Genomic DNA, 22,153 nt, shown 5'->3' with positions numbered 1-22,153 from the left:
GTTACTCATGGTCAGGGTCGAGACGACGGCGACTGAGAATACGTAGCAGACGCCACAATACCCACGCCAGTAATACCACACTGAGGGCCGCCAGTACCGCCAGCAGCACCGGGTGATTCGCCAGCGCATACCACAGCCGCTCAAACCACGGCAGATGTCCGACGTAATAGATATCGCCAACGCGCAGACTGTGAACGCCGGACTCGCGGATCACCGCCACGGAACCAAACATCGCGGCACGTTTACCGCTGTCGTTCACGGCGTCGTTCAGTAACTGGTAGCCGCGCGGGCTGTCAGCCAGCAGAGCAATCACGCTGCGCTGATCATTAAACGGCGACTGGAAGCCCACCACCGCCGCCATCGGGCCGCTGGCGGTGACGGTGGACTGCGCATCCGCCGCGCGATCGGCCTCATCCGGCATAATCGACGGGAAAGCGGTCTGCCGCATCGGGGTTTTTACCCAGCTTTGTGTCGCCTGCACCAACAGATCGATACGCTTATCGTCTTTTAGCTTGCCCGGAATAGCGCCAATAATCAGCAGATCGGCGTCTTTGTCGGCTATCTGAGCGCTATCATCGGTGATTGTCAGATTAATTGCCGGGAAACCGGTCTGCCCGCCAATGGCGCCGACCGTATTCAGCAGCGTTTCCATTTGCGCTTCGGTTGGGGTCTTCGGCATCACCGCCAGCGTGTCAGACAGGTCGGCCATCCGGCTGAACGGGAAACCCGCATTGGCGAACGCGCGTAAATCCGGCATCGCGATAAAGTGGTAATATTTCGAAAAATCGATAGTGGAGTCATCCCCTATCACCACATGATTCGGTACCGGCTGGAAGGTAATACAGTTGTCCACCGACCCGCCCGGCATCGGATTCATGTAGCGGAAGTCAAAACGTAGTTGGTTCATCGCCCCCAGTTTGAGCGCCGGAATAGACACATCCGTTTTACCATCCAGCAGTCCCTGAAGTACCGGCAGGCGCAACAGGAGTCGATTAGTTTCCTGCGTGCTGTTAAGGCTAAAGGCTTGCAGGAACTGGTTATTCAGACTGATGTCCAGCCGTGAACTGTCTTTGGTCGGCGGCGAGGTATAACGGTAGTTGAGATCCATATCAATACCGTTGCTACGCAGCAAATAGAGGTCCGGCGGCAGATTCAAAGAAACGTTGATGGGCGCCGGCTCCAGCCCACTCGACTGGAGCTGCTCTTCATAGGTTTTCAGCTCGCCAAAAGTGACCGGGCGATCGGTACGCACCCAGTTCGGCGCATCATACGGTTTGCGCGCCAGCAGCGGTTTTACATCGTTGACCACCACGCTGGAACCACGGAAGAGAATATTCCCTTGCGCGATACCTTTTGCCGCCTGCAACAGGTCTTTATCATCTCGACCAAACACGATCAGCAACTTCACATACGGATTATCCGGATGGCTCATCATCTCGATAACCGGCGCGTTAACCGCAGGATGATCGCGCAGGAAATCGGGGCGTCGATCGTTGGTGGCGAACACGATCGCATTGCGATCCGGCAGGTGATTATACAACACCGGGAAGCGCTGACCGCGCCAGCCCGCCCGCGAGCCAAACCAGGACGCGACAATAGAAGCCGCCTGCTGCTGCGCCAGATCCGGCATGTCAGCAAACACTATCGGCAACGTCACCGGACGGTTATCCCGCGGATCAAAAAACGGCACCGGGAAGTGGGACAGATCGTTATTCACCGCCAGCATGTTATAGGTCAGATCCAGGGCGCTATTTCGCCCGATGTCTAACCACAGAGTACTGCTGGCCGGATTTTCACACACGTCGCGATAGTGGCCGACAAACTCCAGCCGCACCCGGTTAAAGTCGGTGATAAATAGCGGATTGATAGGTACCTGCGCCAGCGTCTTTTTCCCCAACTGCTCTTTTGTCACCGGCAGTACGCCCATCAGTTCATCATTGAGATAAACCTTGAGCTGCGACTGAACCGGCAGGAGCGACGGCGAGGGCGTATATTCCAGATTCAGCACCGCTTTTGACGCCACTTCATCGCTGCGCATACCAAATTCAATGCCGCCGTTAGGGTTAACGCCACGCAGCGCCATACTGCCCGGCGGCGGCGCGATTTGCGCAAAGGTCAGCTTGACCTCGCGCGAAGGCGCGGTCTGCGCCACGACGGGCGCCTGAGTTGCGGGCGACTGCACAGGCTCGGTGGGTTCAGCATTTATCAATGGCGGCGTAGCAGGCGCCGCCGCCGTCATGAAAGCAGGAAACGCGCTTAATCCTATTACCGCCGCACAAATCCAGGACAATTTTCTTTTCATCGCATTATCATCATTGTTGAGCCTGAGCCATAACCCGATCCGACGGCTGTATCGCCGCTTGCCGCTCCGGGCGACGCGGAATAAACGATACAATCCAGGCAATTAACGCCGTCAACGATCGGAAAATTACTTTTACTGAAGGCGGCGCGAATTCCGCGAGGTGGCGATATCCGCGGAAGCCCAGCTTCAGAATATCCAGCAAGCTTTCCAGCGGTTTATCTTCCGGGAAGCTATCTTGCCAAAGCGCCCACGTATCGGCGCGCGCGAAGGTACACTGCACAAAATCAATATGTTGTTTGGTGGTGAGCGGCATCAGTTGCAGCCCGACCTCATTGCCCGTTACGCGCACCACCTGCGTTGGAAAGACATATTCCTGCTGCCCGCGTTTAAGCAACAGATTCACTTTCTGCCCTTCCAGCACCTGCGCCTGACCGTTGATCTTGATGCCTAACCCGCCGTCGGAGAAGTCATGTACGGTACAGGAGAACAAATGTCCATCTTCGCGGGCGATGGCCCCCGGCATGGCAATCTCGACCCGATGCGCGCGCCTGACCTGTTTACTCTCTACCGAAACCGCAACCGCGCCGCCGAGAATGACCAGGTTGTAGAAGACCCACACCAGGCTAACGATGACGGTCAGCGTTTCATTTTCCGGCCCGTAATAGTATCGCCATACGCCCGCCGCCACGCCGAGCAGGTTAAGCAAGACAAGGAAGATATACGGACGCGAGATTACCCAGTCGACGTACTTCTCTTCCACCAGCCCGCCTTTCGCCGTGACGTTAAATTTCCCTTTGTGCGGATTGATCAACGCGACCAGAGTCGGCGGTGCGATATACCATGCCAGTACCGTTTCATAGATTTCACTCCAGAAAGAGTGACGATACTTGCCCTGAATCTTCGAGTTAGTCAGGCTGGCGTGGACCATGTGCGGTATCACAAATAGCGCAATCATCAACGCAGGCGCATAAATGATATAGGCGTGCAGCAGCAGAAAAGCCAGCGGCGCGGTCAGAAAGATCAGGCGCGGAATGCCGGACAAGAAATGGAACATCGCGTTGAGGTAGCACAGCCGCTGCGCCAGTTTTAAGCCTTTACCAAACAGAGGGTTATCGAGGCGGAAAATTTGCACCATGCCCCGCGCCCAACGAATACGCTGCCCGATATGCGCCGACAGGCTTTCCGTCGCCAGCCCCGCCGCCTGCGGAATGCGCATATACGCTGAGGTATAACCTCGCCGGTGCAGCCGGAGCGAAGTATGCGCATCTTCCGTCACCGTCTCAACGGCGATACCGCCAATCTCATCCAGCGGCTTACGGCGAATCACCGCGCACGATCCGCAAAAGAAAGTGGCGTCCCACATATCGTTACCGTCCTGCACCAGTCCGTAAAACAGCGTGCCTTCGTTAGGCGTTTTACGAAAACGTCCCAGGTTGCGCTCAAACGGGTCCGGGGAGAAGAAATGATGCGGCGTCTGCATCATCGCCAGCTGTTTCTCTTTCAGGAACCAACCCATTGTCATTTGCAGAAACGAGCGCGTCGGCACATGGTCGCAATCGAAGATCGCCACAAACTCGCCTTTCGCGTGTTTTAGCGCATTGTTGATGTTGCCGGCTTTGGCGTGTTCATGCGTGGCGCGGGCAATGTAATGCACGCCAACATGTCGGGCAAACTGACGAAATGATTCACGCCCGCCGTCATCAAGGATCCAGATATTCAGCTTGTCCTTCGGCCAGTCAATGCCAAGCGAAGCGTAAATGGTATTTTTGACCACATTAAGGTCTTCGTTATAGGTCGGTACAAAAATATCCACCGTCGGCCACTGCGACATCTCTTTCGGCAACGGCACCGGTTGACGATTTAACGGCCACACCACCTGGAAGTACCCCAGCACCAGTACAATCCAGGCGTAGGTTTCCGCAAACAGCAGAATCAGCCCGCACACCAGACTGACCGGGTCGTCCCAATTTAGCGTCGAGGTATAGCGCCACCAGATATAACGACAGGAGACCGTTAGCGACAGCACGATGAGCATCAGCGCGGAAAAGCGTCCCGGCATACGTCGTACCAACAGCGCAACGCCCCACAGCAACAGCAGAAAGATAAATTGCGATAGCGGGTTAAATGGCTGCGTAATACAGATCAGCGCCAGTATCAGTGAAAAGGTCACGATAACGCCCAGAATAAAACGCCGGGCGCCGTTGCTAAGATGTCCCAGCTCTTTTTCCTTTTCCAGATGCGTTGTCTTTTGGCGCACCCGTTCCGGTAAGGTATCCATCCATTGATGGTAACGTCCACGAACGTCCTTCAGGCGCGCAAATGACCGCCAGCGCGGTTCATGACGTTCTTTAGTCGACGAGATCATCACCAGCCAGAGGGTCTGAATGAGGTAACGGGCCGGGTCCAGCGGGCGCGGGCGGGCGGCGTTAATATGCGGATAAAGCGCTTTATGCCCGTCGCGAATACGCTGCCAGCGCGGATGCTCAAGCGGAAACACTATCCACGCCAGAATCATCCACAGGCAGCCGAGCGCTGCGCTAAACGGCGACGCGCCGTGGCGGCGGTAACCCTGATAGCGCTCGCTCAAACGCGCGCTAACCGGCGGGATAAGCAGCCACCGGGAAAGGGCGCTCATCGCAGGCTCCCGGCGGACGTTTTGTCGCCCGCATCATGCAGCAGGCACCAGTTCGCCAGCGTTAACACCTCTTCGGCAGCTAACGAATCGCTGCGATATTCGCCTAACGGCTGTTTCGACGCCATGCACTCCGCCATCGCCTCATCGCGATGGATCACAATAGGCAGCAACCGGCGCTGGCTTTGCAGCCAGACCTGGTACAGATCGTCCTGTAACTGACTGCCAATGCGTAAGTCATTGATCAGAATATGCGCTCCGGCAGGCAATGCCTGCTGATGAAGGCGAATATGGCAGTTAGCGTCAACCTGGGCTATCGCCAGCGTATGGTCGCAGAGGCTCACCAGCTGCCCTGTCAGCGGTGACGCGCCGTAGGGCAAGTCCAGTAAAATCCAGCTATAACGCCCGCTCGCTTTCAGCGCCTGGATAGCCGATCCGATCTCTCCCAGCGTCTCCTGCCAGGCCTGCGGATTTTCCCGCTCTTGCGCGGTGAGCTGTCCAAACGGCAGTAGATCAAGCTGTGAGGTATAACGTAATCCGGCATCGCGCCAGTCCTGGCCGTCCAGCAACGATCGCGCCCAACCGCCCTGATGGACGAAGTCGACGTTAAACGACATGCGCAGCAGGTTATCGGGGCTGGCGTCAATCACCAGGACATTTTCCCCTAAGATTTGTAACGCCCAGGCGAGTGCTGCGGTGAGAGATGTGGTTCCCACCCCGCCGCGCACGCCCTGCAGTCCCAGAATCGCCATTCATGGCTTCCTTAATGAATGTGGTTGCGCAAATTCAGCCAGAAGTGGCCATCTTTTAATCGCCGCCGCCAACTGTTCGCGTTGGGAAATATCGGTATAATCTATTTCGGGTAGTGAAAACGCCTGGCTTAATGCCAGAAAATCATTTTGAAAAGTGTAGCCCAACGTTGGATCGGACTGAGCGCCAGGTTCATTGTTATACATTCTGGTTGCTCCTTTTTAAATATTTCTCACTGGCAGCATTACGCCCCGTCGTCAATACGGGAGAACGCGCATTTTTCATCTTTCCGTGACATCATTTATAATGTGTAAAAATGCAAAGCGCAGAGTTACAGGGCATCCTGCCGGACAAATTGATTCACATGCTAAATCTGATGCGTTTTAATTTCAATGTTAGGTTTATTTCTGTGCTTTCGCTAGTAAACTGATAAACAGTTAAAATAGTGACATGAGGGACACTGTGGACCCCGTATTTTCTCTCGGCATCTCATCATTATGGGATGAACTGCGCCATATGCCAACCGGCGGCGTCTGGTGGGTTAACGCCGATCGCCAGCAAGATGCCATCAGCCTGGTGAATCAAACGATTGCGTCACAAACGGAGAATGCAAATGTCGCCGTCATCGGCATGGAAGGCGATCCTGGCAAAGTAATCAAATTAGATGAATCTCACGGTCCGGAGAAAATCCGCTTATTTACCATGCCGGATTCAGAAAAAGGGCTATACTCTTTGCCCCACGATTTGCTTTGTTCTGTTAACCCGACGCATTACTTTTTCATTCTTATTTGTGCAAATAACACGTGGCGGAATATAACGTCAGAAAGCCTGCATAAATGGCTGGAAAAAATGAATAAATGGACTCGTTTTCATCACTGTTCATTGTTGGTTATTAACCCTTGTAATAATAGCGATAAACAGTCCTCGTTGTTGATGGGCGAGTATCGCTCACTTTTCGGCCTCGCCAGTTTACGTTTTCAGGGCGACCAACATTTGTTCGATATTGCCTTCTGGTGTAACGAAAAAGGCGTCAGCGCCCGACAGCAGTTATTGCTGTGTCAGCAGGACGAACGCTGGACGCTATCCCATCAGGAGGAGACGGCAATTCAGCCGCGTAGCGACGAAAAACGCATTCTTAGCCACGTCGCCGTCCTTGAAGGCGCGCCGCCGCTCTCGGAACACTGGACGCTTTTCGACAATAACGAAGCGCTATTCAACGACGCGCGCACGGCGCAGGCCGCGACAATTATTTTTTCGCTTACACAGAACAACCAAATCGAGCCGCTTGCTCGTCGCATTCATACTTTGCGGCGCCAACGGGGAAGCGCGCTGAAAATTGTCGTGCGCGAAAATATCGCCAGTTTGCGCGCCACCGATGAGCGCCTGCTGCTGGGCTGCGGCGCGAATATGATCATTCCCTGGAACGCCCCGCTTTCACGCTGCCTGACGCTTATTGAAAGCGTGCAGGGGCAGCAGTTCAGCCGTTACGTACCGGAAGACATCACCACGCTACTGTCGATGACGCAGCCGTTGAAACTGCGCGGTTTTCAGCCGTGGGATACCTTCTGCGATGCCATCCATACGATGATGAGCAACACCCTGCTCCCCGCCGACGGGAAAGGCGTTCTGGTCGCGCTGCGCCCGGTACCGGGCATTCGGGTTGAGCAGGCGTTAACATTATGTCGGCCAAGCCGAACCGGCGATATTATGACCATCGGCGGCAACCGTCTGGTGCTGTTTTTATCATTCTGCCGGGTCAACGATCTGGATACCGCGTTAAACCATATTTTCCCTTTGCCGACGGGCGATATTTTCTCTAATCGTATGGTCTGGTTCGAAGATAAACAAATCAGCGCCGAGCTGGTGCAGATGCGCTTATTGTCGCCGGAACTGTGGGGAACGCCGCTACCGCTGGCAAAACGCGCCGACCCGGTAATAAATGCCGAACACGATGGCCGCATCTGGCGTCGTATTCCTGAACCCCTGCGATTGCTCGACGACACCGCGGAGCGTGCATCATGATGACCATCAGCGATATCGTGCAAATTATTCTTTTTTGCGCGCTGATTTTCTTCCCGCTGGGGTATCTGGCGCGTCATTCGCTACGCCGTATCAGTGATACGACCCGGCTGCTATTTGCCAAACCTCGTTATGTAAAACCAGCCGGAACTCTGCGCCGCGCTACGAAAGTCAAGGCAGACAAAAAATGACTCAGCATACTCAAACTCCTTCAATGCCTTCTCCGCTCTGGCAGTACTGGCGCGGTCTTTCCGGCTGGAACTTCTATTTTCTGGTCAAGTTTGGCCTGCTGTGGGCAGGCTATCTGAATTTTCATCCTTTACTGAATCTGGTATTCATGGCGTTTCTGCTCATGCCAATACCAAAGTATCGCCTTCACCGGTTGCGCCACTGGATTGCCATTCCCGTCGGCTTCGCGCTGTTCTGGCATGATACCTGGCTACCCGGCCCGCAAAGCATTATGAGCCAGGGGACGCAGGTGGCGGAATTCAGCTCCGGTTATCTGCTCGATCTGATCGCCCGTTTTATTAACTGGCAAATGATCGGCGCCATCTTCGTACTGCTGGTTGCCTGGCTTTTTTTATCACAGTGGATTCGGGTCACGGTGTTTGTGGTCGCCATCATGGTATGGCTGAATGTCCTGACATTAACCGGCCCGGTTTTTACGCTGTGGCCGGCAGGCCAGCCAACCGATACGGTGACGACGACTGGCGGTAATGCAGCCGCTACCGTCGCGACAGCGGGCGATAAGCCGGTCATCGGCGATATGCCTGCGCAAACCGCGCCGCCGACGACCGCGAATCTGAACGCCTGGTTGAACACCTTCTATGCCGCGGAAGAAAAGCGGAAAACGACGTTCCCGGCGCAGCTTCCGCCTGATGCGCAGCCGTTCGACCTATTGGTCATCAATATTTGTTCGCTCTCCTGGTCGGATGTCGAAGCGGCAGGCTTGATGTCACATCCGCTATGGTCGCACTTTGACATTTTGTTTAAACACTTTAATTCCGGTACGTCTTACAGCGGCCCGGCGGCCATTCGTCTGCTGCGCGCCAGCTGTGGTCAACCATCGCATACCCGACTTTATCAACCAGCCGATAACGAATGTTATCTGTTTGATAATCTGGCGAAACTGGGCTTTACTCAGCATCTGATGATGGATCATAACGGTGAATTTGGCGGCTTCCTGAAAGAAGTTCGCGAAAACGGCGGTATGCAGAGCGAACTGATGAACCAGTCCGGCCTGCCAACCGCCCTGCTGTCATTCGACGGCTCGCCGGTATATGACGATTTGGCGGTCCTGAACCGCTGGTTGACAGGGGAAGAACGTGAAGCCAATTCCCGCTCCGCGACTTTCTTTAACCTGCTGCCGCTGCACGATGGCAACCATTTCCCCGGCGTCAGCAAAACGGCGGATTATAAAATCCGCGCGCAGAAACTGTTCGATGAACTGGACGCTTTCTTTACCGAACTGGAGAAATCCGGGCGTAAGGTGATGGTAGTCGTCGTACCGGAGCACGGCGGCGCGCTGAAGGGCGACAGAATGCAGATCTCAGGCCTGCGCGATATTCCCAGCCCCTCCATCACCAATGTCCCGGCGGGCGTGAAATTTTTTGGCATGAAAGCCCCGCATGAGGGCGCGCCGATTGATATTAATCAGCCGAGCAGCTACCTGGCGATTTCCGAACTGGTCGTACGCGCCGTGGACGGTAAGCTTTTTACCGAAGACAGTGTGAACTGGAACAAGCTGACCAGCAATCTGCCGCAAACCGCGCCGGTTTCAGAAAACGCTAATGCGGTGGTGATTCAGTACCAGGGTAAGCCCTACGTTCGTCTGAATGGCGGCGACTGGGTGCCTTACCCGCAGTAAACCGAAAAAGGCCACAAGGTTTCCCCTGCGGCCTGGTTCGGGCGCATGTTGCCATTACGGCGGACAGACGCTCAAAACGCGTTACTTCCTGTCACGTAGCCAGTTGACGATCACACTGGCGATAATGCCAGCAATGATCGGCGCCGCCAGATCGTGCCAGAAGGCCACGCCCAACTGCGTAAGCGTCATATAGCCGCCTTGTTGCAATGGCAACCGTTCGCGGCTATCCTTGATGTGTTGAGGTTCAAGTTAGCCCCCGTCAGGTTGCCAGGTTTATACCAGTCAACGTGCGGGGGTTTTCTCTATCCAGCAACCTATGCCGCCGGGGATCAAGCCCCCGCAACATTGCGCCTCACCGGGTAAACCCGGCTTGCTGCTGATATTACGGCAAAATCCCCGTCCCGGCACGGCGCTAACGTGCAATCTGCGTGACGCTTCGCAGACGATTACTTTTATTTGCCAGAATACATTCAGCATTTCTGAGGCTGGCAGTCAGCCGCTCAATTCTGTAAATTATGCCTCCTCGCGGCCAGTCACGGTGATACCGAAACCCTCGTTCAGCATCCTGCGTCTATGACATATTCGCCTGTTGCGCCAGAGGAATGGCTAAAAGCAGGTATTACCGACGAACTTATCCGTCTTTCAGCGGGACCTGAAGATCCCGACGATATTATTCATGACCTTGAACGCGCCAGCAGAAAAGCAGCATTCTGACGATTGCTCGGCGAACCGCTGTCACCGGTTTGCCGCATCGGGTATCAAGGCACTATAGCCTGGTTATAGGCAGCATTCTTTATGAGAGAGCTGCGTATATTTTGGGCAGGGGGCTCTATGCAGGACGACACATTACCATTAAATAACAGTAACGCTACGACCACACCGCTTTCAACGAGATTACCGTTTACAAAATATGATTTTGGCTGGGTGCTCTTGTGTATCGGTATGGCGATCGGCGCCGGTACCGTCTTAATGCCAGTGCAAATCGGTCTCAAGGGGATCTGGGTATTTATTACCGCTTTTATCATCGCCTATCCCGCTACCTATATTGTGCAGGATATTTATCTAAAAACGTTATCTGAAAGCGAAACCTGTGACGATTATACGGATATTATCAGTCACTATCTTGGCAAAAACTGGGGCATTTTTCTCGGTGTAATCTATTTTCTTATGATTATCCACGGGGTGTTTATTTATTCCCTGTCGGTGGTGTTTGATAGCGCCTCCTATATCAAAACCTTCGGCCTTACTGAGGCCGATCTTTCGCAGTCTATTATCTATAAAGTCGCGATTTTCGCCGTGCTGGTGGCGATTGCCTCCGGCGGGGAAAAGTTATTATTTAAAATTTCCGGCCCGATGGTGGTGGTAAAAGTCGGGATCATTCTGATATTCGGTTTTGCGATGATCCCACACTGGAATCTTGATAATATTTCCGCCTTTCCCGCCGCATCGGTTTTCTTTCGCGACGTACTGCTCACTATCCCATTTTGCTTCTTTTCTGCGGTCTTCATTCAGGTGCTAAACCCAATGAACATCGCCTATCGTAAGCGCGAACCTGACCGTGTGCTGGCCACCCGGATGGCGATTCGCACGCATCGCATTAGCTATATTACGCTGATTGCCATTATTCTCTTTTTCTCGTTCTCGTTTACCTTTTCGATTAGCCATGAAGAGGCGGTATCAGCGTTCGAGCAGAATATTTCCGCCCTTGCGCTGGCAGCTCAGGTAATCCCTGGCCATATCATCCACATTACCTCTACCATCCTCAATATTTTTGCCGTACTTACCGCGTTCTTTGGTATTTATTTAGGTTTTCACGAAGCGCTTAAAGGTATTGTGCTGAATGTATTGAGTCGTATTATGGATGTCAAAAACGTCAACCCACTGTTACTGACATCTGGTATCTGTGTCTTTATCGTGGTTACTCTGGTTATCTGGGTTTCGTTTCGCGTCTCAGTATTGGTCTTTTTCCAGTTAGGCAGTCCGCTTTATGGCATTGTCGCGTGTATTATTCCCTTTTTCCTGATTTATAAAGTAGCGCAACTGGAAAAATTACGCGGCCTGAAAACCTGGCTTATTCTGTTATATGGAATATTGTTGTGCCTGTCGCCGTTATTAAAATTGATTGAATAAGTCGTACCGGAGAGCCATGCCCGGTGGCGCTACGCTTACCAGGCCTACAGGTACGGTGTAGGCTTGATAAGGCGCAGCCGCCATCCGGCATAAAACGCAATTAACTCAGCGGTTTCTGCGGATTTTCATCCTGATCGACGGCAAAGCAGGCCACCAACTGGCCGTCGTACTCTTTAAGCTGCGGCTGTAACTGCGTACAGGGTCCGAAGCGACGGCGGCAGCGAGCGTTGAAGGCGCAGCCCGGCGGCGGGTTCAGCGGACTCGGCAACTCGCCGGTCAGCTTAATCCGCTCACGGCGATCGTCCGGATTCAGCCGCGGCGTGGCGGAGAGCAACGCCTGGGTATAGGGATGACGTGGATTGTTAAAAATCTGCTCTTTGGTCCCTTTCTCCACGCAGCGACCTAAGTACATGACCATTACTTCATCGGCGATGTGTTCCACCACCGACAGGTCGTGCGAGATAAAGACATAAGACAGCCCCATATCCTGTTGCAAATCCATCATCAGGTTCAGCACCTGGGCGCGCACCGACACGTCGAGCGCGGAGACCGGTTCGTCGGCAATCACTACGTCCGGATCAAGCATCAGACCGCGGGCGATAGCGATACGCTGACGCTGGCCGCCGGAGAACATATGCGGATAGCGGTCGTAGTGCTCGGTTTTCAGCCCCACCTTCGCCATCATCGCCAGCGCTTTTTCACGACGCTGCGCTTTACTCAGGCTGGTATTGATCAGCAACGGCTCTTCCAGAATTTGCCCCACTTTCTTGCGTGGGTTCAGGGAACCGTAGGGGTTCTGAAACACAATCTGAATTTTCTGCCGCCGCAGTTTCTGCGCGTGCGGATCGTGTTTGAGCAGATCCTGCCCCTGGTAATAAAGCTCGCCGCCGGTTGGCGTTTCAATCATCGTCAGCAGGCGACCCAGTGTGGATTTTCCACAACCGGACTCCCCCACTACGGCCAGCGTTTTACCGCGTTCGAGATTAAACGACACGCCGTCCAGCGCTTTTACCAGCCGTTCCGGAGAAAAGATCCCCTTCTTCACCGGATAGTGTTTTTTCAGGTCGATAGCCCGCAACAGCGGCTGTTGCAAGGTGGCCTCATGCGTGCTCATAGTGTGGGCCTCCCGGCATCATCGAGTGGGTAATGACATTTTGACTGACGTCCATCGTCCAGTTGGTTGAGAGCAGGTTCTTCCGCACGACATCTGTCCGTGGCGTAGGGGCAGCGCGGGTTAAGCAGACAACCCATCGGTCGGTCATATTTCCCCGGCACCACACCCGGCAGCGACGCCAGACGCGCTTTATCTTGCGCAAATTCCGGCAACGCGCGTAGCAGTGCCTGCGTGTAGGGATGACGCGGCGCGCGGAAAATATCCTGCGCAGCGCCAGTTTCGACGACCTGCCCGGCGTACATGACGATAATTTTGTGCGCCGCTTCCGCCACCAGCGCCAGGTCATGGGTAATCAGCACCAGCGCCATGTTCTCTTTTTGCTGCAACTCCAGCAGCAGTTCAATGATTTGCGCCTGAATGGTCACATCCAGCGCCGTGGTCGGTTCATCAGCAATTAACAGCTTTGGTCGACAGGCTATTGCCATCGCAATCATCACGCGCTGACTCATGCCGCCAGAAAGCTGGTGCGGATAGACATCCAGACGAGAGGCCGGATCGGGAATGCCCACCTGGTTCAACAGGTCAATCGCTCGCTGACGACGGGTTTTCTTGTTCCCGCCCTGATGTACCTTGATGGCTTCCATAATCTGAAAGCCAACGGTATAGCAAGGATTGAGGCTGGTCATCGGGTCCTGGAAAATCATCGCCACTTCAGCGCCCACCAGGTTGCGACGTTCCTTCTCGGAAATGCGCTTCAGATCCTGTCCGTTAAAGAGCAGGTTTTCCGCCATCACGCGGCCTGGGTAATCGATAAGCCCCATAATCGCCAGCGAGCTGACGGATTTGCCGGAACCAGACTCGCCGACAATACCGACCACCTCACCCTGCTTCACGCTGTAGCTAATGCGGTCGACGGCTTTGAACGGTGTCCCTTCGTCGCCGAAGTGCACCGATAATTGATCTACATTTAATAACGCCATCTCGAACCTCTTACTGCTTCAGTTTGGGATCGAGCGCGTCACGCAGACCGTCACCCATCAGGTTAAATGCCAGTACCGTCAGCAGAATCGCCAGCCCCGGGAAGGTCACGACCCACCAGGCGCTTTGCGCGAACTGCAATACGTCAGAGAGCATGGTGCCCCATTCCGGCGTAGGCGGCTGTGCGCCCATGCCAAGAAAGCCGAGGGCGGCCATATCGAGAATGGCGTTAGAGAAACCGAGCGATGCCTGAACAATCAGCGGCGCAAGGCAGTTCGGGAAAATATTGACGAACATCTGACGCATCGCGCCTGCGCCCGCCACGCGGGAGGCAGTCACATAATCGCGGTTCACCTCTACCAGAACCGCCGCGCGGGTTAAGCGGACATAGTGCGGCAGCGCCACAAACGTCAACGCCAGCGCAGCGTTGCCGATGGAGGGGCCGAAGATCGCCACCAGCACCAGCGCCAGCAGCAGGCTCGGCAGGGCCAGCATAATATCGACCACGCGCATGATGATGTTATCGACCAGACCGCCGAAGTAGCCCGCGACCAGGCCGAGAATAATCCCCATTACCAGCGACAGAACGACCACCAGACAGCCGACCAGCAGTGACAAACGCGCGCCATACATCAGGCGCGAGAGGACATCGCGACCAACATCATCCGTTCCCAGAATATGCGCCCAACTGCCGCCTTCCTGCCAGACCGGCGGCGCCAGCAGCGCATCACGGAACTGCTCTGCCGGGTTGTACGGCGCAATAAAGTTGGCAAACACCGCAATCAGGATCACGATGAGAACATACGCCAGCCCGACGACCGCGCCTTTATTGCGTTTGAAATAGTGCCAGAACTCCCGCAATGGCGTCATGGGCGCCGGTGCGGCATTAACATTATTTTCAGTAACCTGTGACATGATGGCCCCTTACTTCTTATGCCGAATACGCGGGTTCACCACGCCGTACAGCAGGTCTACCAGCAGGTTGACGAGAATAATCATCGTCGCTACCAGTAACACGCCGCCCTGCACTACCGGATAATCGCGGCGTTGCAGCGCATCGATCAGCCAGCGCCCCAGACCGGGCCACGAGAAGATAGTTTCTGTCAGAATCGCGCCCGCCAACAGCGTACCGACCTGCAGGCCGATCACGGTGACGACTGGCAGCATGGCGTTACGCAGAGCATGAACGATAATGACGCGCATCCTGGTCAACCCTTTGGCGCGTGCGGTACGGATGTAATCCTCCCCCAGCACTTCCAGCATCGACGAACGGGTCATACGCACAATGACGGCCAGCGGGATTGTGCCGAGCACCATCGCAGGCAGGATCATATGCGCCAGCGCATCAATAAAGTTACCCTCTTCGCCCCAGATAGCGGTGTCGATCAGCATAAAGCCAGTCAACGGATTGGTATCATCAAGGAACACCATATCGCTCACGCGCCCGGAAACCGGCGTCAGGTTCCAGTGGACGGAGACCAGCATGATCAGCATCATGCCCCACCAGAAGATAGGCATAGAGTAACCGGTCAGCGCCAGGCCAACGGCAGTGTGATCGAAGATAGAACCGCGCTTCACTGCGGCCAGCACGCCCACCGGAATCCCCACGGCGACGGCAAAAATCATGGCGCAGACGCCAAGTTCCAGCGTCGCTTTAAAGCGAGGTACGAACTCCTCCCACACGGGGATTCGGCTTTTCAGCGAGATGCCTAAATCGCCATGCATCACTCCCCAGATATAATGGAGGTACTGCTGCCACATCGGTTTATCAAGACCGAGTTCAGCCAGCAGTTGAGCATGACGCTCAGGGGAAATACCTCGCTCACCCGCCATGATCATCACCGGATCGCCGGGGATCATGTGGACAAAGGCAAAGGTGAGAAGGGTAATACCGATAAACGTCGGGATAACGAGTCCCAAACGTCGGAGAATGAACTGCAACATAACCCGAATTCTCTCTCATGACGCACGGCCTGGAACCGTGAGTCTGTATTGCTCACAAATCTTATCCCACGCAAACTGCATCGCGGATAAAGCATTACGCCGGATGGCGCTGCGCTTATCCGGCCTACACAACACCGGGGCGCAGCGCTCTTTTAATTATTCGACAGAGACGTTTTCGAAGTGATGTTTGCCTAATGGATCAACCACATAGCCTTTAACTTCTTTACGCACTGGCTCATAAACCGTGGAGTGAGCGATGATTAGCGCTGGCGCCTGGTCATGCATCACAACCTGGGCCTGTTTATAGAGCTCAATACGCTTGTTGTGGTCATCGGTCGCACGCGCAGGCTGAATCAGGTCTTCAAACGGCTTGTAGCACCATTTTGAATAGTTGGAGCCTTGCTGGGCGGCATCGCAGCTGAACAGCGTGGCGAAGAAGTTATCCGGATCGCCATTATCGCCGGTCCAGCCCATCATCACCGTCTGGTGCTCGCCATCTTTAGCGCGCTTGAGGTATTCGCCCCATTCATAGGTGACAATTTTGGCCTGAACGCCAATCTTCGCCCAGTCCGCCTGGATCATTTCCGCCATACGACGCGCATTCGGGTTATAGGGACGCTGTACCGGCATCGCCCACAGATCGATGGTGAAGCCTTTTTCCAGACCGGCTTCTTTCAGCAGCGCCTTCGCTTTTTCCGGATCGTAGCCGTAGTCTTTAATATCGTCGTTGTAGCCCCACATTGTCGGCGGGATCAGGTTTTTCGCCGCAACGCCCGCGCCCTGATAAACGGCTTTGATGATGGCCTCTTTATTCACGGCATAGGTCAACGCCTGGCGAACTTTGACATCATCCAGCGGTTTTTTCTGTACGTTATAGGAGAGATAACCCACGTTCAGGCCAGCCTGCTCCATCAGGTTGATGTTTTTATCTTCTTTCATGCGCGCAATATCCGCCGGGTTCGGATACGGCATCACCTGACATTCGTTCTTCTGCAGTTTGGCGTAACGCACAGAGGCGTCAGGGGTGATGGAGAAGACCAGACGGTCAATCTGCGGCTTCGTGCCCCAGTAGCCGTCAAAGGCTTTGTAGAGAATGCGGGAATCTTTCTGATATTGCACCAGTTGGAATGGGCCAGTGCCGACCGGGTTCAGATCCACTTTTTCCGGCGTACCGGCTTTCAGCATGTTGTCAGCATATTCTTTGGAAAGAATAGAGGCGAAGTCCATGGCTAAATCGGCAAGGAACGGCGCTTCCGGACGCGTCAGCACAAACTGCACCGTGTGATCGTCTACCTTCTTCACTTCGCTAATCAGATCCGGCAGCCCCATGCCTTCAAAGTATTCATAGCTGCCGCCAGACACTTTATGGTACGGGTTCTGCTCGTTTTTCTGCCGGTCAAAAGAGAACACGACATCATCGGCGTTCAGCTCGCGCGTGGGTTTGAAATCCTTGCTGGATTGCCATTTCACCCCTTTACGTAGGTGGAACGTATAGGTTTTACCGTCTTCGCTGATATCCCACTTCTCAGCAAGACCCGGGATCACTTCCGTGGTGCCGGTTTTGAATTCAACCAGACGGTTATAGATAGGTACGGAGCTGGCATCATAGGTGGTGCCAGACGTAAAGAGCTGTGGGTTAAAGCCTTCCGGCGAGCCTTCTGAACAATAAACCAGGGTTTTGGCCTGCACGCTTGCTGCAACGGTCATAGCCACCAGGCTCAAACCAAGCTTCAGCATCCCTGACTTCTTCAAGGAAATACTCATTCTTCTGCTCCAATTGTGATGTATGTTGTTTTGCCCTTTGCAAAGGCTTTTACCGCCCGGCCTTTTTTGTTTTTTACCTGGTCAGGTCAGTAGTGAGAGGTGGGGATTCCGTTCGCATAATCGACTGAGTTGCAGTGCGGATTCTCCATAAAATGCCCCTCATTCCCTACAATCTGTCAATAGAATGTCAAAACGTCAATACAGGTAACCAGCTTTTACAACAACGGTGAGAATTAACAAACAAAGATTAAAAAAAGTTCAGAAGGGTATTTTCAGCAGGGAAATTTGTGCTATAGGCAGAAAGGCAGAGTTATTCACTTAATATTTTGCAACAGTTAGTGATTAACAATTAGACATTAATTGAAAAATTTCTTTCGATATGTTGATTATCTGAGCGATTAATACCACTAACGCTAAAACGCACAGGCGAAAATGCTGAGGTTATCCATAAGCCGTGTGCAAAAAAGAGTTATCCGGACATTGAAAAACACCATCGAATATGTCACAAAATTGTAAATAAGTAGGCCGTCGTGCGGCCTACCGCGATCACAAAAACTAACTTTTGACCCTGGCCTGCGTGCGCTTTTCGCTCCAGTTAAACAACGAGTTCACCAGAATCGCCGTCAACGTCCCCGCCGCCATGCCGTTACCAAACACCATCTGCACGCCTGAAGGGAAATTTTGATAAAGACCCGGCACCAGAATAGGCAGCATGCCCATCGCCAGCCCCATTGCCAGCGCGTAGGTTTTGCCCGGCGTATGCAGTGGCTCACGCGCAATCATATCAATGCCGATAACCCCGATAATGCTGAAGACAATCACCGCCGTACCGCACACCACCGAACCTGGCAGACAGGTCGCCAGACGTACCAGCGGCGCGAATATGGCAATCAGGATTAACAATCCTCCGGCAGCCGCAGTCACGAAACGCGATTTCACATTAGTGGTGCGTACCACCCCAATATTTTCGCCGGAGGTGATAATTAAGGAGGTGCCAAAAATCCCCCCCAGCAGCGACATTACCGCATCACCACGAATGGTACGTGGAATCGCCTGCTGCACATTTTGCGTGGAATTGACTATTTCCGCGGTCGCAATCGTTTGCCAGGTTGCTTCAGCCATAGAGATAACCGCGTAAATCAGTAACGGCAGCGAGGCGGAGAGATCAAAAATCGGCCAGCCGAACGGCAAAAGCTGTGGGAAACTAAACAGCGGCCCGTGACTAACACCGCTAAAATCGGTGCTACCCAGCGCCATTCCCAGCAGCGTTCCCGCTAAAAGGCCGAACATCACCGCCAGCTGGCGCAAAATACCGCTAAACGCCAGCGCGAAAATCAGCGTTATCAGGATAGTCCCCAGCGATAAAATGATACTGGTTGGATGAGCGAAGTCGGCGCTCCCTGGCTGGCCAATGATCAACCCGCCGTACAGGCGAATAAGGTTAATCGACACCATTAGCAGCATGATGCCAATGATAAAGGGGGGAAAATGGTGCAGGCAGCGGCGGAAAATCGGCAACGCGATAAAGTAGAACAGCGAGGTCAGAATTACGGCGCCAATCGCGGTCTGGATATTGGTCTGTAAAGCGATCGCAACGAAAATCGCAATCGGCGCGCCCCCCGGTACCATAATAAACGGCAAACGCGCGCCCACCCCTTTCACACCCAGGCTTTGCAAAATAGCGCCCAGACCGCACATCAGAAAGGTCGCGCTAAGTACCGAGGCGGTCACCGTATCGGTAAAGTGGAGCGCTTTGGCGATCAGAAAGACGGAGGTAATGGGGGTGGCGGCAACGACCAGCACATGCTGAAGCGCCAAAAGTAAGGTGGTTTGCCAGGGTAATGCATCGTTATCCGGCGTAGTAAGGCCAGGTTGCGGCATGATTAACTCCCATAAAACATCAAAAAAATAACCGCCAGCGCGGGCTGGCGGTCTGTATTATTTCAACCAACTAATGGCATCAGCGGCATAGCGATGCGCACGGAAGGCGCTGTTCTGTTTTCCAGGAATAATGCCTTTACTGAGGTGCTCCGGATATTCATTAAAGAACGGAATGATATATTCCCATACCGTTTCGCCTTCGGGGGTGACTTCAAACAGGCGGCCAAACGCCGATTCACAGATAAAGGTGTTGCCGTTCGCCAACCGCTGCGCGCTCCCCATATACGGCGAGAAAAACGCCGGCGGGAAGATATCGCGATACTGCCAGGTAATCGCTTTGGTCTGCGGATCGAACTCCAGCACCGTGGAATGCGGCGAGGTGACGCCGGGACGCAGGTTGCCATTATCGAAAACCAGAATCGACCCGTTCTCCATCTCAACCGGCGTGTGCTGCTGCGCTACCACTTCCGGCCCTGCATGCCAGATAACCTTCCCGCTCTCTTTATCCACGGCAATGACGCCGGAAGTGGTACGCAGGCTCATCAGTACCAGGCCATCACGGGTGACGGACAGGCCGTTAATCATCGGCCAGTGGCGGCGGTCGAAAATATCATGAATCGGGAAATCTTCCGGATTCAAATGCTCCCAGGCACGCAATTCCCAGACCACTTCACCGTCGCGATTGACCTCTTTGACGACGTCGCTCTGAATCACGCCGTCCGGCGCATCGCGGCGCGGGTCGCCGCCGGTAACACGGGCGGCGATATCGGCAGGTAACGGCGACGCGGCGGTATACAGCAGGTTACCGTTTTCCAGCCACTGAGCATCGTGGTGATGGTAAATATCTTCGTAATGCCAGACGATTTCGTTATCCGGCGTCACTTCGTAGAAGTCGCCGCCGTGCCAGAGATCCCACGCCGGATAGAGGTTCGCTGAAGTGCGGTGGCTGCCGTTATAACCCAGATTACCGTTCGGCAGCAGCACCGCATCACGCCCGGCGCGAACCGGAAGCTGCCACTGATGCGCGACTTCGCCCTGCTCGTCCACCAGGTAAACCCGCCCTTCGGCGGTTTGCGGCGCAAAAAGCGTATAGCCGCCAAAGCTCTTCGCCTTATCAGCGTAGATAAGGCCCGCCAGACGGCGTCCAAGGGTGAAAGTCGAATCCTGAGTTAAGTGTGCCACATCGCCTCCTGAGGAATAAATTTGCGCCAAAATACCCCATTAAAACGTTTTAATGAAGAGTTTTTTACGATCCTCACTGAAAAAAAGCAAACGTTACCGTCTGGTAAATATGCTACCCTGTGCGCAAATTTTCGCAGGTCAGGAAGCAGATGGCTGTTCAAAATAAAAAACGCGCAAAGTTGATTGATGTTGCCCGCCATGCAGGCGTATCGCCAGGGACGGTATCCAATGCATTGCACAACACCCGCTTTGTCGAGCCGCAGACGCGACGGCGTATTGAAGAGGCCATTGTTGCGCTCAACTACACGCCGAATATTCGCGCCCGCCAGTTACGAACCGGCAAAACCAATACCATTGCCTTGCTCTCTTCGGTGCCGCTGGCGATTGCCTCCGGCGCGTCACGACTGGGATTTATGATGGAGGTGGCGTTAACGTCCGCGATGATGGCGCTGGAAAAGCAGCATGCGCTGATTCTGGTACCACCGGGGGCAAATCCACTGGATGCCGTCAGCTTTGACGCGGCGATCCTGATTGAGCCGGCGGAGAACGACCCGCAGCTCCAGGCGCTGGCGCAAGCGGGCATTCCCTGCGTCACCATTGGCCGCACGCCGGGGACCGACACGCCTGTGCCGTGGGTGGAGCTGCACTCGGCGGCAACAGCACAGCTTCTGCTAACGCATCTGGAGGCCTCCGGCGCCAGCAAATGTGCGTTATTTGTCGGTAACACACGGCGAACATCAGTTCTGGAGAGCGAAGCGGCTTACCAGCACTGGTGCGCGGGGCGCCAGGCCCCCGTCGTCTACTCTCTCAATGAAAGCGAGGGTGAAAATGCCGGCTACCAGGCCGCGCAGCAGCTATTACAGGCGCATCCCGACGTTGACGGCGTACTGGTGCTGATCGATACCTTTGCCAGCGGCGCGGTACGCGCTTTTCAGGAACAAGACATCGCCATACCTGAACAAATGCGGGTGGTTACTCGCTATGACGGTATCCGCGCGCGCGAATCGCTGCCGCCGCTGACGGCAGTGAATATGCATCTTGATGAGGTGGCGCGACAGGCAATCACGCTATTATTTGATTTGCTGGCGGGCAAGAAGGTCAGTCACAGCGACGGGATCATGCCTGAACTGGTGGTGCGAGCGTCCACTTCGCGATAAAACGCGTAGAAGATAGCTGAGCTACAGACGCAAAAAAGCCGCTCAGAGAGCGGCCCAACAGCCAGAAGCCTACTAAGATAGCGTATACCCCTGTATTGGTGAATTCGGCTTGTTAGGAAACGCCAGCTTCAGTTGCTTTGAATCCACCATAGGTTTTAAGTAATTCTGGCGAATACTCTGCGCCTTACGTCCCAACAATATTTCCATTACCGCAACAGATAAATAGTGCCCATCGCACAACTGGACAAGCAGCTCCTTCATTACCCCGGCTTCCAGCCGACGGTGCTCCCGCGATGGCGCAGCTAATGCTTCAAGTACATCCCGAAATCCATCGCTCAGTTCGTCAAGATCATCAATAAACGGTTTATCTAGCAAGTGACTGATAAATCTGCCGTGTTCATCTCTTCCTTGATGACTATCCACTAAGTCAGGA

General features: G+C 54.2%; 18 protein-coding genes and 1 pseudogene. 6 read left to right on the top strand and 13 right to left on the bottom strand.

The annotated features are described in order from the left end of the window. Position 1 precedes the first annotated feature (1 nt). From bcsB to bcsR, 4 genes are read right to left on the bottom strand one after another with little or no spacing between them, the layout of a single operon-like run. Positions 2–2,302 (bottom strand): cellulose biosynthesis cyclic di-GMP-binding regulatory protein BcsB, encoded by a 2,301-nt coding sequence (gene bcsB, locus EOS98_RS01210; RefSeq protein WP_126523765.1) that lies wholly within the window; start codon positions 2,300–2,302, stop codon positions 2–4. A 10-nt stretch (positions 2,303–2,312) separates the two neighbouring features. Continuing rightward, positions 2,313–4,937 carry a UDP-forming cellulose synthase catalytic subunit gene (bcsA, locus tag EOS98_RS01205; RefSeq protein WP_001275331.1) on the bottom strand — a complete coding sequence of 875 codons (2,625 nt, stop codon included), beginning with the start codon at positions 4,935–4,937 and terminating at the stop codon, positions 2,313–2,315. Next, complete coding sequence (gene bcsQ, locus EOS98_RS01200) at positions 4,934–5,686, bottom strand: cellulose biosynthesis protein BcsQ (protein ID WP_000996115.1); 753 nt, start codon at positions 5,684–5,686, stop codon at positions 4,934–4,936. Before bcsQ ends, bcsA begins: the two co-directional genes overlap by 4 nt. Beyond that, positions 5,687–5,890, bottom strand: a complete 204-nt coding sequence (bcsR, locus tag EOS98_RS01195) for a cellulose biosynthesis protein BcsR (RefSeq protein WP_000282616.1) — start codon at positions 5,888–5,890, stop codon at positions 5,687–5,689. It abuts the gene before it with no gap. Positions 5,891–6,134: 244 nt separating this feature from the next. On the opposite strand from bcsR, the gene bcsE reads away from it, so the two are divergent. From bcsE to bcsG, 3 genes are read left to right on the top strand one after another with little or no spacing between them, the layout of a single operon-like run. Beyond that, positions 6,135–7,706, top strand: a complete 1,572-nt coding sequence (gene bcsE, locus EOS98_RS01190; RefSeq protein WP_023197652.1) for a cellulose biosynthesis c-di-GMP-binding protein BcsE — start codon at positions 6,135–6,137, stop codon at positions 7,704–7,706. Then, the gene (gene bcsF, locus EOS98_RS01185; protein ID WP_000988321.1) at positions 7,703–7,894 is read left to right on the top strand and encodes a cellulose biosynthesis protein BcsF; all 192 of its coding nucleotides are present in this window, start codon (positions 7,703–7,705) and stop codon (positions 7,892–7,894) included. The genes bcsE and bcsF overlap by 4 nt, the downstream gene beginning before the upstream one ends. After that, the gene (gene bcsG, locus EOS98_RS01180) at positions 7,891–9,570 is read left to right on the top strand and encodes a cellulose biosynthesis protein BcsG (RefSeq protein ID WP_000192022.1); all 1,680 of its coding nucleotides are present in this window, start codon (positions 7,891–7,893) and stop codon (positions 9,568–9,570) included. The genes bcsF and bcsG overlap by 4 nt, the downstream gene beginning before the upstream one ends. An 81-nt stretch (positions 9,571–9,651) precedes the next feature. Here the strand turns inward: bcsG and EOS98_RS01175 are convergent, their stop codons facing one another. Then, complete coding sequence (locus EOS98_RS01175) at positions 9,652–9,759, bottom strand: type I toxin-antitoxin system toxin Ldr family protein (protein ID WP_001537650.1); 108 nt, start codon at positions 9,757–9,759, stop codon at positions 9,652–9,654. Between the two features lie 372 nt (positions 9,760–10,131). Between EOS98_RS01175 and EOS98_RS24755 the strand changes: the two are divergent. Beyond that, positions 10,132–10,284: pseudogene (locus EOS98_RS24755) on the top strand (PLP-dependent transferase); the annotation flags it as partial. 117 nt (positions 10,285–10,401) lie between these two features. Then, positions 10,402–11,700 (top strand): aromatic amino acid transport family protein, encoded by a 1,299-nt coding sequence (locus EOS98_RS01165; protein ID WP_001150163.1) that lies wholly within the window; start codon positions 10,402–10,404, stop codon positions 11,698–11,700. Between the two features lie 100 nt (positions 11,701–11,800). Here the strand turns inward: EOS98_RS01165 and dppF are convergent, their stop codons facing one another. The 7 genes from dppF to EOS98_RS01130 all read right to left on the bottom strand — a co-directional run bounded on the left by dppF (position 11,801) and on the right by EOS98_RS01130 (position 20,563). Further along, positions 11,801–12,814, bottom strand: a complete 1,014-nt coding sequence (gene dppF, locus EOS98_RS01160; RefSeq protein WP_000103561.1) for a dipeptide ABC transporter ATP-binding subunit DppF — start codon at positions 12,812–12,814, stop codon at positions 11,801–11,803. Then, positions 12,811–13,794: a dipeptide ABC transporter ATP-binding protein gene (dppD, locus tag EOS98_RS01155; RefSeq protein WP_126523764.1), complete on the bottom strand. Its 984-nt coding sequence runs from the start codon at positions 13,792–13,794 to the stop codon at positions 12,811–12,813. The genes dppF and dppD overlap by 4 nt, the downstream gene beginning before the upstream one ends. Before the next feature lie 10 nt (positions 13,795–13,804). Further along, the gene (gene dppC, locus EOS98_RS01150) at positions 13,805–14,707 is read right to left on the bottom strand and encodes a dipeptide ABC transporter permease DppC (RefSeq protein ID WP_000084690.1); all 903 of its coding nucleotides are present in this window, start codon (positions 14,705–14,707) and stop codon (positions 13,805–13,807) included. A gap of 9 nt (positions 14,708–14,716) precedes the next feature. After that, a complete protein-coding gene (gene dppB, locus EOS98_RS01145; protein WP_045342487.1) occupies positions 14,717–15,736 on the bottom strand; it encodes a dipeptide ABC transporter permease DppB in 1,020 nt (339 codons plus the stop codon). A 156-nt stretch (positions 15,737–15,892) separates the two neighbouring features. Further along, on the bottom strand, positions 15,893–17,500 hold the full coding sequence (gene dppA, locus EOS98_RS01140) for a dipeptide ABC transporter periplasmic-binding protein DppA (protein WP_000028047.1): 1,608 nt from the start codon (positions 17,498–17,500) through the stop codon (positions 15,893–15,895). A 555-nt stretch (positions 17,501–18,055) separates the two neighbouring features. Then, positions 18,056–19,381: a uracil-xanthine permease family protein gene (locus EOS98_RS01135; protein WP_126523763.1), complete on the bottom strand. Its 1,326-nt coding sequence runs from the start codon at positions 19,379–19,381 to the stop codon at positions 18,056–18,058. A 57-nt stretch (positions 19,382–19,438) separates the two neighbouring features. Next, positions 19,439–20,563 (bottom strand): aryl-sulfate sulfotransferase, encoded by a 1,125-nt coding sequence (locus tag EOS98_RS01130; RefSeq protein ID WP_127821131.1) that lies wholly within the window; start codon positions 20,561–20,563, stop codon positions 19,439–19,441. Between the two features lie 149 nt (positions 20,564–20,712). Here EOS98_RS01130 and EOS98_RS01125 point away from each other — a divergent pair, with 149 nt between their 5' ends. Then, positions 20,713–21,720: a substrate-binding domain-containing protein gene (locus EOS98_RS01125; protein ID WP_126523762.1), complete on the top strand. Its 1,008-nt coding sequence runs from the start codon at positions 20,713–20,715 to the stop codon at positions 21,718–21,720. Between the two features lie 72 nt (positions 21,721–21,792). On the opposite strand, the gene EOS98_RS01120 is transcribed toward EOS98_RS01125, so the two are convergent. Continuing rightward, a complete protein-coding gene (locus EOS98_RS01120; protein WP_225872845.1) occupies positions 21,793–22,143 on the bottom strand; it encodes a Fic family protein in 351 nt (116 codons plus the stop codon). Positions 22,144–22,153: the final 10 nt, after the last annotated feature.

The organism is Salmonella sp. SSDFZ69 (assembly GCF_004010755.1).
Classification (GTDB): Bacteria; Pseudomonadota; Gammaproteobacteria; order Enterobacterales; family Enterobacteriaceae; genus Salmonella; species Salmonella enterica.
This window is presented reverse-complemented; position numbering and strand designations above follow the sequence as displayed.